This window comes from Actinomyces bowdenii, from assembly GCF_017592395.1.
In the GTDB taxonomy this organism is placed as follows: Bacteria; Actinomycetota; Actinomycetes; order Actinomycetales; family Actinomycetaceae; genus Actinomyces; species Actinomyces bowdenii.
Genome location: NZ_JAGFOU010000020.1, coordinates 53477 through 66420, shown reverse-complemented (window position 1 = coordinate 66420; position 12944 = coordinate 53477). Strand labels below are relative to the sequence as shown.

General features: G+C 72.7%; 14 protein-coding genes. 4 read left to right on the top strand and 10 right to left on the bottom strand.

Annotated elements, in window-relative coordinates; genetic code table 11:
* Positions 1-308 (top strand): transposase family protein (locus J5X07_RS09660; protein WP_208479656.1); only part of this gene is annotated, 308 nt, incomplete at its 5' end.
* Positions 309-495: 187 nt separating this feature from the next.
* Here the strand turns inward: J5X07_RS09660 and dtd are convergent.
* From dtd to J5X07_RS09635, 5 genes are all read right to left on the bottom strand, one after another.
* A complete protein-coding gene (gene dtd, locus J5X07_RS09655; RefSeq protein ID WP_124932779.1) occupies positions 496-945 on the bottom strand; it encodes a D-aminoacyl-tRNA deacylase in 450 nt (149 codons plus the stop codon).
* The gene (locus J5X07_RS09650) at positions 945-1343 is read right to left on the bottom strand and encodes a DUF2516 family protein (protein ID WP_124932780.1); all 399 of its coding nucleotides are present in this window, start codon (positions 1341-1343) and stop codon (positions 945-947) included. The genes dtd and J5X07_RS09650 overlap by 1 nt, the downstream gene beginning before the upstream one ends.
* Before the next feature lie 292 nt (positions 1344-1635).
* Positions 1636-2925, bottom strand: a complete 1290-nt coding sequence (gene ygfZ, locus J5X07_RS09645; protein WP_208479663.1) for a CAF17-like 4Fe-4S cluster assembly/insertion protein YgfZ — start codon at positions 2923-2925, stop codon at positions 1636-1638.
* Between the two features lie 160 nt (positions 2926-3085).
* A complete protein-coding gene (locus tag J5X07_RS09640; RefSeq protein WP_208479655.1) occupies positions 3086-3778 on the bottom strand; it encodes a heme-binding beta-barrel domain-containing protein in 693 nt (230 codons plus the stop codon).
* Between the two features lie 46 nt (positions 3779-3824).
* Positions 3825-4826, bottom strand: coding sequence for a hypothetical protein (locus J5X07_RS09635; RefSeq protein WP_244924926.1), 1002 nt, complete (start codon positions 4824-4826; stop codon positions 3825-3827).
* A 203-nt stretch (positions 4827-5029) separates the two neighbouring features.
* Between J5X07_RS09635 and J5X07_RS09630 the strand changes: the two genes are divergently transcribed.
* The 3 genes from J5X07_RS09630 (at position 5030) to J5X07_RS09620 (ending at position 7504) form a co-directional block, all read left to right on the top strand.
* Positions 5030-5698, top strand: a complete 669-nt coding sequence (locus J5X07_RS09630) for a winged helix family transcriptional regulator (protein ID WP_124932783.1) — start codon at positions 5030-5032, stop codon at positions 5696-5698.
* 154 nt (positions 5699-5852) lie between these two features.
* Positions 5853-6473: a DUF47 domain-containing protein gene (locus J5X07_RS09625; RefSeq protein ID WP_244924927.1), complete on the top strand. Its 621-nt coding sequence runs from the start codon at positions 5853-5855 to the stop codon at positions 6471-6473.
* Between the two features lie 8 nt (positions 6474-6481).
* The gene (locus J5X07_RS09620; RefSeq protein ID WP_124932785.1) at positions 6482-7504 is read left to right on the top strand and encodes an inorganic phosphate transporter; all 1023 of its coding nucleotides are present in this window, start codon (positions 6482-6484) and stop codon (positions 7502-7504) included.
* Positions 7505-7576: 72 nt separating this feature from the next.
* On the opposite strand, the gene pstB is transcribed toward J5X07_RS09620, so the two are convergent.
* The 5 genes from pstB to J5X07_RS09595 all read right to left on the bottom strand — a co-directional run bounded on the left by pstB (position 7577) and on the right by J5X07_RS09595 (position 12928).
* A complete protein-coding gene (gene pstB, locus J5X07_RS09615) occupies positions 7577-8356 on the bottom strand; it encodes a phosphate ABC transporter ATP-binding protein PstB (RefSeq protein WP_124932786.1) in 780 nt (259 codons plus the stop codon).
* Positions 8357-8421: 65 nt separating this feature from the next.
* The gene (gene pstA, locus J5X07_RS09610; RefSeq protein ID WP_124932787.1) at positions 8422-9552 is read right to left on the bottom strand and encodes a phosphate ABC transporter permease PstA; all 1131 of its coding nucleotides are present in this window, start codon (positions 9550-9552) and stop codon (positions 8422-8424) included.
* 2 nt (positions 9553-9554) lie between these two features.
* Positions 9555-10598, bottom strand: coding sequence for a phosphate ABC transporter permease subunit PstC (gene pstC, locus J5X07_RS09605; protein WP_208479654.1), 1044 nt, complete (start codon positions 10596-10598; stop codon positions 9555-9557).
* A gap of 68 nt (positions 10599-10666) precedes the next feature.
* Positions 10667-11770 carry a phosphate ABC transporter substrate-binding protein PstS gene (gene pstS, locus J5X07_RS09600; protein WP_208479653.1) on the bottom strand — a complete coding sequence of 368 codons (1104 nt, stop codon included), beginning with the start codon at positions 11768-11770 and terminating at the stop codon, positions 10667-10669.
* 147 nt (positions 11771-11917) lie between these two features.
* Positions 11918-12928 carry an NUDIX hydrolase gene (locus tag J5X07_RS09595; protein ID WP_244924928.1) on the bottom strand — a complete coding sequence of 337 codons (1011 nt, stop codon included), beginning with the start codon at positions 12926-12928 and terminating at the stop codon, positions 11918-11920.
* Positions 12929-12944 lie beyond the last annotated feature (16 nt).

The following is a 12944-nucleotide window of genomic DNA, read 5'->3' as shown; positions in this document are numbered from 1 at the left end:
CCCATGACGCCAAGGCCATCACAGCCTCGGGCGTTCTGGAGGGGCTCGACCTCGCCTGCTGCATCGGTGATAAGGGCTACGTCGGTACAGGAATTACCGTCCCCTACAAGAAACCACCCAACGGCGAGCTCACCAAGGCCCAGAAGCAGTCCAACAAATCCCTGAACAACATCCGATACGTCGTCGAACGAACCATCGCACACATCAAAACATGGAAGATCCTATCCCACGACTACAGGCGCCCGCTAGAAACCTTCAAAGAAACCATCACAGCCACCCTAGCCCTATACACCTACACCAACCCCTGAATAACCTTCAAGGACCAAACTGTCGCTATCAACGTCGTGCGGAAAGTTCACCACCGAAGCCTATGTGACCAACTCGTGACCTGTCCAGGCCAGGCACCAAGAGATCAAGAGCTAGAGAATCAGGCCCGCCCCGTGACCATTGCGCGGAGCCAGGAGCCTGTAAGGATGACAGGAGCGACAGACAACCTCACTCCGCCTCCACCAGAATCGTCACCGGCCCGTCGGCCTCCATGTCGATCGTCATGTGGGCGCCGAAGCTCCCCGTGGCCACCTCCAGGCCGCGGCCCCGCAACTGCGCCACCACCGACTCCACCAGGGGCTCGGCCACCGGACCCGGGGCCGCCTTGTTCCACGAGGGCCGCCGGCCCTTGCGCACATCGGCATAGAGCGTGAACTGGGAGACCACCAGCACCGGCGCTCCCAGGTCACTGACCGAGCGCTCCGAGCCCGGTGCGCCATCCTCACCCTCGAAGAGCCGCAGCTCCGCGATCTTGCGCGCGATGGTCGCCGCCTGGGCCTCGCCGTCGTCATGCGTGGCCCCCACCAGCGCCAGGAGCCCGGGCCGGGTGATCTCCCCGACCACCTCACCCTCAACGCGCACTGCCGCGCGGCCCACCCGCTGAAGAACCGCGCGCATCAGCGCCCCGGCCGCCAGTCGCGCGGGCCCGAGCCCGGGCCGCCCGGCCGCCGTTGAGAGGCCCGCCCCGGGATCCGGATCGAGGAGCGCACTCGCACCGGGGCGTAGTACCGCAGGGCCGGGCGCGCATCAGCCAGGTAGACCGCATTGGCCACCACACCCAGCAGCCCCAGCATCGAGGCGGCCCCCATGAGCGCCACCACCCCCAGGCCCGCAGCATTGACACCCAGCCAGAAGCCCTTCGTGCGCTTGCCCGCCGCGACATAGTGCGACGGCGACCGCAGAGCCGAGTCGATCAGCGCCCACGCGCCCATGATCAGCCCAGTCACCTGGGCCAGGCGCCAGGCCCAGACCACGGCCTCCTGCAGGACAACGGCGATGGTGTACAGAACGCTCACCCGCTCAGGCTACCGGTGAGGCCGCCCCGCACCCAGGGCCGGGCCCACGCCCAGCGAGAACAGGCCCGCCCTCTTGCACATCTTCAACCGCCCACCATGCCCTCGAACGGCGGAATCCCGCGAAACTCCCACAAGAATCCGGCCTGAGCCCCGCTGAAGATGTGCAGCACCTCTTTCGCTGCACATCTTCAACAATCCACCGATCGGTCGAGCGCTGGAATTCCGCGATCCTCGTCCAGTCACTGCCGCTGAGCCCCGCTGAAGATGTGCAGCATCAGGGGGCTCAGGCGGCTCAGCGCAGGAGGCCCTTGCGCAGGCCCGCACCCGGGCGCTGCGCGGGGCTCGCCTGGGCCCGCCCCTCGGGGGAGACCAGCAGCTCCTGGGCGGCATCCACGCGCCCCACCTCCACAAGCCGGCCATCCTGCGCCTCCTCGGTGAGGGCCACGGTCAACTGCTCGCCCACCGGCACCGCGCGCCGCAGCAGGGCCAGGGCCATCGGGCCCAGCTCGTGGTGGCGCACCACCGAGGTCACCACCCCCACGGCCCGCTCCCCCAGGTGCACCGTGGCCCCCGGAGCGGGCAGATCCCCGCCCAGGCCGTCGAGCTGGAGGATCGTCAGGCGCCTCGGGGGCCGCCCCAGATTGAGGGTGCGGGCCACCGTCTCCTGGCCCGGGTAGCAGCCCTTGGCCAGGTGCACCGCGGTGCGCAGCCAGTCCAGCTCGTGGGGGATGGCCCGGGCATCGGCCTCGCGCGCCCACCGGGGCCGCCCCGCCTCCACGCGCAGCGCCTCCCAGGCCAGGGACCCGGCCAGGCACCGCCCATGCCCCGCCCCCAGGAAGGCCTCCACGACCCGATCCAGCATCCCGGCCTCCACCAGGGCGAAGCCCGCCCGGTAGTCCCGGCCCGGATGGGCCCGCTCCTCCAGCCCGACGTCGTAACTGGTGCCGCCCTGGACAATGCCGGGCCACGGGTCGCGCCACAGACCCCCGCCCTCGACCGCGGGCCCGCCGGCCACAGGCCCGTCAGCAGCCGCCCCCTCGGCGCCCACCGACCCCTCGGGATCTGCAGGGCCAGTGGGACCACCAGTCTCAACGAGGGCAGTCGGGCCAGCAGGATCAGCACGCCCCACCAGAGCGCAGGCCCCCTCCAGTGCCTCCAGCCCCTGGCCCACGGCCCCCAGGGCCACGAGGTCCGGGCACTGACCGACCTCGACGCGCAGCATGAAGCGCATGCGCTCCAGGAACTCCACCAGGGCACCGCCCTGCCCCGCCTGGGTGACCAGGAGGAGCCGCTCGCCGTCGTCGAGGGCCGCCAGGGCGTGGGTGATGCGGCCGTGGGCGTCCAGCAGCAGGGCCTCCGCGCCGCCGTCGCCCGGCTCCAGGGAGGTGAGCACCTGGCTGGACAGGGTGGTCAGCCAATCGAGGCGGTCCGGGCCGGACACGGCCACCACGTCGCGGGCCAGGGGGCTGAGCGCCCGGCCCTCGCCCAGGGCGGCCTGCTCGCGCAGGGGGTCGCCGAAGTGGGCGGGGACGGCGGCGTCGGGATCGCACTCGGGGTTGGCGACGGCGCCGGGCCGGCTCATCAGGGGCAGTGGCGGCACAGGGCCTCACCTCCATGCGGGTCTGCGGTTGGTCACGAGCGGATGGGATCTGCAGTTGTGCCCTTCAAGACGCGGATTCCCCGGGTTACTGGGGGCGAATCCGCGTCTTGAGGGGGAGAACCGCGGAGCGGGTCCGGCGGTCTCATCCCTGCCCCGGCTCCGCATCCGCCTCCGGGTCCGGCTCCGCCCCAGCGCCGGCCGCCAGGGCGGCACCCGGCCGGCTGGCCGGGTCCTCGGGGTCCTCCACACGCCCCAGGCGGCCCGAGGCGTAGGTGGTGGGGGCCTCCACGCCGAAGGCGGCCATGTCCTGGGTCCACATGAGGTCCCCGCCCACCAGCCCGAGCATGCGGGTCATCTCGGTGACCGCGGCAGAGGTGCGGGTGCGCCCCACGGCCTGGGTGCCCACCTGGGCCCGCGGCCCCTGGATCCACCCCTCCCAGACGGCCACGTGCCCCGCGGGGTCGGCCGAGACCAGCTCCAGGCGGGTGATCGGCGTGCGGGTGTCGGCGTCATCGTCATCGGGCTGCTCCTGGCCCACCGGGCGCCAGTAGGCGGTCTCGGTGGACCAGATGCGGGCCGGCGCCAGTCGCGAGGCCCCCTCCAGGCCCGGCATCTCGAAGTCGAGGTCCTGACTGCGGGTGGCGTCCACCGTCCAGATCGTGGTGAGCTGGCGCAGGTAGGGGCCTCCGTCGTGATCGAAGACCATCTCCTGGTAGACGGCCTGCTCGGGGATGGTCTCCCCATAGGTGAGGATGCCGTAGCCGCGCCAGGTGCCGATGAGCCAGGACAGCGGGTAGAGCTCGGGGGCGATGTCGTCCGGGAGGGTGAAAGCCATGGGGGCAGCCTAGGAGGCACGGCGCCGCGGGCGGCAGGGCCCGGGCTCAGCCGGCGATGAAACTTCCCATGAGGCGCGCGATGGCGTAGACCGGGATGCCCACGGCCAGGATCGGCACGACGGCGGAGGTCACCGCCGCCCGGCCGCCCGGCACCCACCGGTGGGTCCACAGCACCCGGTTGCCCGCGGCCATGAGCACCCCCGCCACGAAGCCCACGATGAGGCAGGCCGCGGCGCTCTGCAGGCCCGCGGTCACGCCCATGTGCCCGATGCCGAAGAAGCCCGCCGAGGCCAGCACACCCCCGGCGATGCCCGACACGAGGGTGGGCACCGTGACGGTGAGGATCTCCAGGACCGTGGCCCGCACCTCCAGGACCGAGAGCAGGGCGCCGATGAACAGCGCCAGGCAGGTGGGCACGATGACCGCGGGGTCGGCCAGACCCGACTCCAGGGCGCACCAGGCCGCCCCCGAGACCACCACCAGGCACCCGCTGACCGTGGAGGACAGGTCCTCCACCAGCCCCCGGCGCCCGTCGCGGCGCATCATCTGGGCGATGAAGGCCGCCAGGACCGACAGCGCCATGACCACGCCCGCGGCCCCCAGGTCGTGCAGGAGGAAGACCACCACCGTGGCCGCCCAGCCCGTCAGGGTCATGACGATCGCGGCTCCCCGGTCGTGGTGGGCCCGCAGCAGGGCGGGCCACCCCTGGGCCGCCGCCGGGATGAGCAGGGCCACCAGGGCCAGTCGGGCCCAGGAGGGCAGGGAGGCGCTGACGGCCAGGAGCACCGGCACCAGGCCCGCGAAGGCCAGGCGGGTCCAGCCCGGCTCCACCAGTCCCAGCTCGACGGGGACCGGCTCCTCGGGCATCTCATCGAGTGGTGAGGCCAGGCCCGTCCCGGGCACCGCGCCCTGCACCGAGGCCTGCCCGGCATCCTGCGCATCGCGCCCACGCGCGCCCCCGCGCGGACCGGATGCCCGCCCGGCGCCCGCGGGCGCGGGCGAGGCGGCGGATCGGGCGGGGCCGGGCTGGCGGTGCTGGGTGCTCACAGGGCGCATCGTCCCACACCCCGGGCGCCGGTGGCCCCGATGCCGTCGGCATCCGGCCCGCCAGGCGCGGCATGACGGCGATTGCGCAGGCGGGAGGCAGGCCGGTGCGCCGATGTGGTTGACTTGCCCCGTCCGGATCCAGGCGCGCTCCCGCCTTGGAGCGCCGCGGAACCGGGTCGACGCGACCCATGAAGGAAGACGCCGTGCGCATCATCATGTTCACACGTGAGACCGACGCCACCAGGGTGCTCCCCGCTGCCGCCTTCCTGGACTCCGAGGTCGAGTGCCTGGCCCCCGTCCCCTCCTCCTACGCCGCCGTGGACTCCGCCGACGTCGTCATGATCGACGCCCGCGGCGACCTCACCCGCGCCCGCGCCCTGTGCCAGCTGTTCACCGGCCCCATGGACTGCCCCCCCATCATCCTGGTCCTGGAGGAGGGCGGTGTGGCCGTCGTCCAGGGGGACTGGGGGGCGGCCGACTTCGTCATGTCCGCCGTGGGCCCCGCCGAGCTCTCCGCCCGCCTGCGCCTCCTGCGGGCCCACGTGCCCGTGGTCGAGGCCCTCAGCAGCGACCTCATCGAGGTCGGCGACCTGGTCATCGACGCCACCGCCTACACGGTGCGCCTGCGCGGGGCCATCCTGGACCTGACCTACAAGGAGTTCGAGCTGCTGAAGTTCCTGGCCGCCAACCACGGCCGGGTCCTGACCCGCGACACGCTCCTGGACGAGGTCTGGGGCGAGGACTACATCGGCGGATCGCGCACCGTCGATGTCCACATCCGGCGGCTGCGCGCCAAGCTCGGCCCCGAGCACGACCACATCATCGGCACCGTGCGCAATGTCGGCTACCGGTTGGACGCCCCCGAGGAGTAGGCATTCGGAGCTCCGCGGGCCGGCGCTGTATCCTGGTTGCCGACGTCGGGCCGCGACGGGCCCCGGGCTCCAACTCAAGCCGCCACGAGCGGCATTCGCGCCGACTGGCGCTCTCCGGCCCGACGTCCCCACCCACCGCCGGTCAGGAGTGCGTGTGCGACTGCATCCCCGCAACAACGACGACGAGCTCATCGCACTCGTGGGCGAGGCCGCCCAGGCGCTGGTGAGCGCCTCGGGCCTGCTGGCCCGCATCATCGCCGCGGACCGCACCGAGAGGGCGGCCCTGCGCGAGGAGCTGCACGCCGTGGAGCATGCCGCCGACGAGATCCAGCACCGGCTCCTCCGCCTCATCCACGACACCTTCGTCACCCCGGTGGACCGCGAGGACCTCCACCGCATCGGCTCCCTGCTGGATGACTGCATGGACGCCCTCGATGAGGCCGGGGACATCGTGGTGCTCTACCAGGTGGGGTGGCTGCCGCCGGTGTGCACCGAGCAGGTCCAGATCCTCCAGCGCTGCGCCGAGCTCAGCGCCCAGGCCCTGCCCCGCCTGCGGGCCGCCTCCAGCCTGCGCGAGTACTGGGTGGAGGTCAACTCCCTGGAGAACGCCGCCGACCGCCTCTTCCGCAGTGCCATCGCCGAGCTGTTCTCCACCGAGCGCGATGCCGTCCGCCTCATCAAGGTCAAGGAGGTCATCGAGCACCTGGAAGCCGCCGTCGACGCCTTCGAGCACCTGGCCGGGGCGGTGGAGTCCCTGGCCATGCGCGAGGGCTGAGGAGCGCCATGGAGGCCCTGGGCCCGGCCACGGCGGTCGTGAGCGCGCTGGCCCTCGTCTTCGCCTTCACCAACGGCTTCCACGACGCCGCCAATGCCGTGGCCGCCTCGGTCTCCACCCGCGCCATCACCACCCACCGGGCCCTGGCGATGGCCGCGGGGCTCAACGCCCTGGGGGCCCTCCTGAGCACGCAGGTGGCCCTCACCGTGGGCTCGGGGCTCCTGGAGCCCGACGATGTCGTGGGCCCCGCGGGCCTGGTGGTCGTGGGCGGCGCCCTGGTGGGGGCGATCTGCTGGAACCTCATCACCTGGTGGCTGGCCCTGCCCTCATCCTCCTCCCATGCCCTCCTCGGGGCGCTGGCGGGCGCGGGCCTGGCCGGCGGGGTGGAGGTGCACTGGGGCAGGCTGCTCGACGTCGTGGTGGCGCCCATGGTGGCCGTGCCCCTGCTGGGCTTCGCCACCGCCTGGGCGGTCACGACGGGGCTGCGCCGCCTGCTGGCCGCGCGCCCCTACCACCCCACCATGCGCCGCTTCCGGCTCCTGGAGACGGTGGCCAGCGCCCTGACCGCCCTGGGCCACGGCCTCCAGGACGCCCAGAAGACCATGGGGGTCATGCTCATCGCCCTGGTCGCCGGGGGCATGGCAAGCACCGGGGAGGCGGCCTCCGCAGTGCCCCTGTGGGTGCGCCTGAGCGCCGCGGCGGCACTGGGGGCCGGCACCTGGGCCGGTGGCGCGCGGATCATCCGGACCCTGGGGGCGCGCATCGCTCGGCTGGATGCCGCCCAGGGATTCGTCGCCCAGGCGGTCACCGCGGCGGTGCTCGCCGTCTCGGCCCTCGGGCCGGCCGCGCCGGTGTCCACCACGCACACCATCGCGGCCTCGATCACCGGTGCGGGAGGGGCGCGGCGCATGCGCCATGTGCACTGGGGCGTGCTGGGGCGCATCGCCTTCGCCTGGGTCGCCACGCTGCCCGTGGCAGGAGTGGTGGGGGCGCTCGTCAGCCGGGTGCTGGCCCGGCTGCTGGGCCTGTGAGCCCCAGGGGCCCGCAGGCCCAGGCCCTCCCCGGCGCAGCGGGGAGCGGGCAGGCGAGGGCGGGAGCGCGGCTCAGCCGAAGCGGCCGGAGATGTAGTCCTCGGTGGCCTGCTCGGAGGGCGAGGAGAAGATCTTGGCCGTGGAGTCGAACTCCACGAGATGGCCGGGCTTGCCCGTGGCCTCCAGGTTGAAGAAGCCGGTCATGTCGGACACACGGGAGGCCTGCTGCATGTTGTGGGTGACGATGACGATCGTGTAGTCGCTCTTGAGCTCGGCGATGAGGTCCTCGATGGCCAGGGTGGAGATGGGGTCCAGCGCCGAGCAGGGCTCGTCCATGAGCAGCACCGCGGGCTTGACGGCGATGGCCCGGGCGATGCACAGGCGCTGCTGCTGGCCCCCGGACAGGCCCGAGCCGGGGCGGCCCAGGCGGTCCTTGACCTCGTCCCACAGGTTGGCCCCCCGCAGGGAGGTCTCGATGAGCTCCTCGGCCTCCTCCTTCCTCAGGCGGCGGTTGTTCAGGCGGGCCCCGGCCAGGACGTTCTCGGCGATGGACATCGTCGGGAAGGGGTTGGGGCGCTGGAAGACCATGCCGATGGCGCGGCGGACCTGGACGGCGTCGACGCCCGGGCCGTAGAGGTTGACGCCGTCGACGATGACCTGGCCCTCGACGCGGGCGCCCGGGATGACCTCGTGCATGCGGTTGAGGGTGCGCAGGAAGGTGGACTTCCCGCAGCCCGAGGGGCCGATGAGGGCGGTGACGGTCTTGGGCTCGATGGTGACGTTGACGTCCTTGACGGCCAGGAAATCGCCGTAGTAGATGTTCTCGTCGATGACGTCGATTCGCTTGGACACGGGTGCTTCCTTCGCAGGGTCGGGTGGCCGGGCGGGCGGTGCTGAGGCGGCGGCGCTGGCCGGGCCTAGCGCTTGCCCTTGGGGCTGAAGCGCTTGGAGATGAGGCGGGCCGCCAGGTTGAGCAGCATGACCAGCAGGATGAGGGTCAGGGCACCGGCCCAGGCACGCTCCATGGCGGCCGCCTCGCCGCGGGAGTACTGGTCGTAGACGAGCACCGGCAGGGTGGACATGGAGCCCTCCAGCGGGTTGGTGTTGGTGCGCATCGTCAGGCCCACGGTGATGAGCAGGGGCGCGGTCTCCCCGATGACCCGGGCGATGGCGATCATCACCGAGGTGGTGATCCCCGCCACCGCGGTGCGCAGCACGACCTTGACGATGGTCAGCCACTTGGGAACCCCCAGGGCGTAGGAGGCCTCTCGCAGGTCGTTGGGGACGAGCTTGAGCATCTCCTCCACGCCGCGGATGACCACCGGGGTCATGAGGACGCTGAGGGCCACCGCCCCGATGATGCCCGCCTGGTAGCGGGGGCCGGCCAGGGTGAGGAACACCGAGTAGGCGAACAGCCCGGCCACGATCGAGGGGATGCCGGTCATGACGTCCACCAGGAAGGTCACCGCCCGGGCCACCCAGCCGCCGTTGTACTCCACCAGGAAGATCGCGGTGAACAGCCCCAGGGGGATGGAGATGGCCGAGGCGATCCCGGTGATCTGGAGGGTCCCGACGATCCCGTGGTAGAAGCCGCCGTTGGACTCATCGGCCCCGCGCATGTTGGTCAGCAGGAACTCGGGGCCGAAGCGGGCGGCCCCGCCGGACAGGACCATCCAGATCAGTGAGACCAGCGGCACCATGACCAGGGCGAAGGCCAGGTAGACCAGGGAGGTGGCCAGGGTGTTGCGGCCCCACCGCTCCCCCTCCTTGAACCAGGACACGGCGGTGGCGCCCACCACCCAGGCCACCGCCGTCAGGGCCAGGATCGCGGCCGGGGACCAGGAGGCGAGCAGCCCGACGCCGCCCACGAGGATGAAGGCGGCGCCCAGGGCCGCCCACAGGAACCAGTGGGGCAGGCGGTAGGAGGTCAGGGGCACCCCCTCGATGGTGGGCGGGTCGGCCAGGGGGTCGGGGGGCGCGCCCGTCCGCGGGCCCCGGGGGGCGCCGGCGGGGCTGAGGGTCGATGACGTCGACGGGGTGGTGCTCATGATCAGTTGGCCCCCGAGAACTCGGCGCGGCGTGCGATCACCCAGCGGGCCATGGAGTTGACGGCGAAGGTGATGAGGAACAGGACCAGGCCGGTGGCGATGAGGACATTGACGCTCATGCCGAAGGCCTCGCGGAACTGGGCGGCGATATTGGCCGCGATGGTCTGGTGGCGGCCGGCCTCCAGGATGTGCAGGCTCGTGCTCAGTCCCGGGGACATGATCATGAGCACGGCCATGGTCTCGCCCAGGGCACGGCCCAGCCCCAGCATGGAGGCGGAGATGATGCCCGAGCGGGCGAAGGGCAGGACCGCCTGGCGGATCATCTCGTGGCGGGTGGCTCCCAGGGCCAGGGAGGCCTCCTCGTGCAGGGTGGGCGTCTGCAGGAAGATCTCGCGGATGGTGGCGGTGATGATGGGCAGGATCATGACCGCCAGGACCAGGGAGGCGGTCATGATGTTCTTGGCCGGGGCCGTGTAGTCGGCGAACAGCGGGATGAGGCCGAGGGCCTCGGTGAGCCAGGAGTAGAGGGGGTCGAGCTGGGGCACCAGCCACAGGAAGCCCCACAGGCCGAAGACCACCGAGGGGATGGCTGCCAGCAGGTCCACCAGGTAGCCCAGCCCCTGGGCCAGTCGGCGCGGGGCGTAGTGGGAGATGAACAGGGCCACCGCGATGCTCAGGGGCACCGCCGCGCCCAGGGCGATGAGGGAGGACAGGAGCGTGCCGAAGACCAGGGGGGCCACGTACCCCCAGAAGCCCCGGCCCCGCAGGAAGGAGATATCGGCCAGGTCATCGGCGGAGGCGGTGAAGGCCGGCAGGGCCTGGCTGACGAGGAAGACCGTCACCAGGGCGAGCACGGCCATGATGAGCAGGCCCGCGCCCGCCGACAGCCCGGAGAAGACCCGGTTGCCGGTGCGGCCCGGGGCGCGCCCGGTGCGGATGGCGGCGGCGTCGGCCAGCCGGGCGGACTCGGCCGGTGCCGGGCGCGAGGGGGCCGGGCCCGGCCCCGTGGGGGGCGGGGCGGATGCGGTGGGTTCTGAGTGATCCACGTGCGGCCTTCCTGATGGTGGTGGGGCTCGGCGCCGTCGTGCGGACGGGCCGGGGGCGGGTGGGCCCCTCAGCCCACGATGGTCTCGATGGCGGCGTTGACCCTGGTGCGCAGCTCCTCGGAGATGGGTGCGCAGCCGGCGGCCCGGGAGGCTGCCTGCTGGCCCTCGGCGGAGGCGGCGTAGCGCAGGTAGGCCTTGAGGACGGGGGCGATCCCGGGGTCCGCGTAGCGCTGGCGGGCGATGAGGTAGGACACCAGGATGATCGGGTAGGTGCCCTCGGCGGAGTGGTTGAGGGCGTAGACCAGCCGGGAGTCGGTGGCGTGCTCCGACATCTGCGAGGCGTCCAGGGCGGCGGCGGCCGCCTGGGCGGAGTAGGCCACGAAGCTGCCGGGGCTGCCCACGGCCACGGTGCCCAGGGTGTCGGGGACCTTGGAGGCATCCGCGTAGCCGATCGTGCCGACGGCGGCGGTGAGGGTCTGGATCATGCCCGAGGTGCCATCGCCGGACTGCCCGCCGCCCAGCGGCCAGGTCTCGGCGCCCTTGTGGGGCCAGACCCGGGGGGCCACGGCGTGGAGGTAGCCGGTGATGTTCTTGGTGGTGCCCGAGTCGTCCGAGCGGTGCACCACTGTGATGCGGGCCTCGGGCAGGTCCGCGCCCTCGTTGAGGGCGGCGATCGCCGGGTCGCGCCAGGAGGTGATCTCCCCGGCGAAGATCCTGGCGATGACCTCCCCGGTCATGTTCAGGCGCCCATGGCCCGCCAGGCCGGGCAGGTGGTAGGCCACGGCGATCGGGGAGATGTAGAGGGGGAGCTCGACGGCGCCGTCGAGCTCCTCGGCCTCGGCCTCGTCCAGGGGGGCGTCGGAGCCGGCGAAGTCCACGGCCCCGGCCATCAGCTTGGTGCGGCCCGCCCCGGAGCCCCCGCCCGCATAGTCGACAGCGGCGTTGAGGTTGCGGTCCATGAAGCCGTTGACCCACGCATCCTGGGCGTCGGACTGGGAGGTGGCGCCCGCTCCCTTGATCTCGCCCTCCAGGTCTGTGCTGGCGCCGGGGGCGGGGGGCCTGGCATCGCGGCCGCAGGCGCTCAGGGAGCCCAGGGCGACGGCGGCGCCGAGCGCGCCCAGGACGCCGCGGCGGGTGAGGCCAGGGGTGCGCGAGGAGTCGGATCGTGACACGCCAGGAGGCTAAGGAGCCCGGATGACCGCGGAAAGTGCCGGAGGTGAACACCCAGTGAACGCCCGCGGTGTCCGCCGTCACGCCCCGGGCCCGCAGCGAGGGCGCCGTCGAGGACGGCACAGGCCGCCCCCGGCTGGGCCCAGGCCTCAGCGGCCCTCGGACAGGACGGGGCGCTGCTTCTCGATGGCCACGGCCCGGATGCGCCCATGGGGGCGGCGCGCCATGTGCACCACGAGGATCTCCCCGGTCTTGAGCCAGGGGTCGCGGTCGGGCACCGAGCGCAGCAGGCGGCCGGGGGCGTGCCGGGCCACCACCTCCATGACCGTGGGCAGCACGGGACGGTGGGTGCACAGCGCCACCGGCTCCTCGCGCTCGCGCAGGGCGCGCTCCACCACCTTGCGGGCCGCCTTGGGGCGCTCGGCGTGCGCCGCCTCGGTCAGGGCCCCCTCGGTCTCCAGCTCGATGCCGGCGGCCCCGGCATAGGGCGCGACCGTCTCGGCGCAGCGCCTCCACGGGCTGGAGATCACCCGCCCCACCCCGTAGGCGGCCAGGATGGGCACCAGGGCCCGGGCCCGGGCCTCCCCCTGGTCATGGGTCAGGGGGCGGGTGGCCTCATCGGCCTCCTTGTCGCGCTTCTTGGGCCGGTTCCACACCGAGCGCTTGACGGCGCGGGCGTGGCGCACCAGGACCAGGGTCCAGGTATCGAGCTTGTCGTCCTCCCACAGGTCCACCAGCTCCCCGAGCAGGTCCCGGTCCCGCTCATAGCTCAGGAGCCTGCGGGCCTCTTTCAGGCGCACCCACCGGCTCGCGTCGATCTCCCTGGGCGAGGCCGGCTCGACGGCGTCGCGGGCCCGCAGTGCCGCCGCCCCCTGCTGGGCGGGGCGGGCGGCCCAGTAGTGGACCTCCTTGCGGGTCCCGCCGTCGAGCCTGTAGGCGATGGTGCTCAGCGGCTGGCCCAGGACCACCGGGATGCCGGTCTCCTCGGCCACCTCCCGCGCCGCGCAGGTGCGCACCGATTCGCACGGCTCCACCTTGCCCTTGGGGAAGGACCAGTCGTCGTAGCGGGGGCGGTGGACCAGGAGCACCTCCAGGTGCTTGCCGTTGCGCCGCCACACCAGGGCGCCGGCGGCGCGCACCGTGCCCGACCTCTCACTCACCGCTGCTCCCCTCCCG

Coding starts and splice junctions, on each gene's coding strand:
- J5X07_RS09620 (WP_124932785.1), top strand. CDS start 6,482: ATGGAGGCCCTGGGCCCGGCCACGGCGGTCGTGAGCGCGCTGGCCCTC.
- dtd (WP_124932779.1), bottom strand. CDS start 945: ATGCGCGCGGTTCTTCAGCGGGTGGGCCGCGCGGCAGTGCGCGTTGAG.
- pstA (WP_124932787.1), bottom strand. CDS start 9,552: ATGAGCACCACCCCGTCGACGTCATCGACCCTCAGCCCCGCCGGCGCC.
- J5X07_RS09640 (WP_208479655.1), bottom strand. CDS start 3,778: ATGGCTTTCACCCTCCCGGACGACATCGCCCCCGAGCTCTACCCGCTG.
- ygfZ (WP_208479663.1), bottom strand. CDS start 2,925: ATGAGCCGGCCCGGCGCCGTCGCCAACCCCGAGTGCGATCCCGACGCC.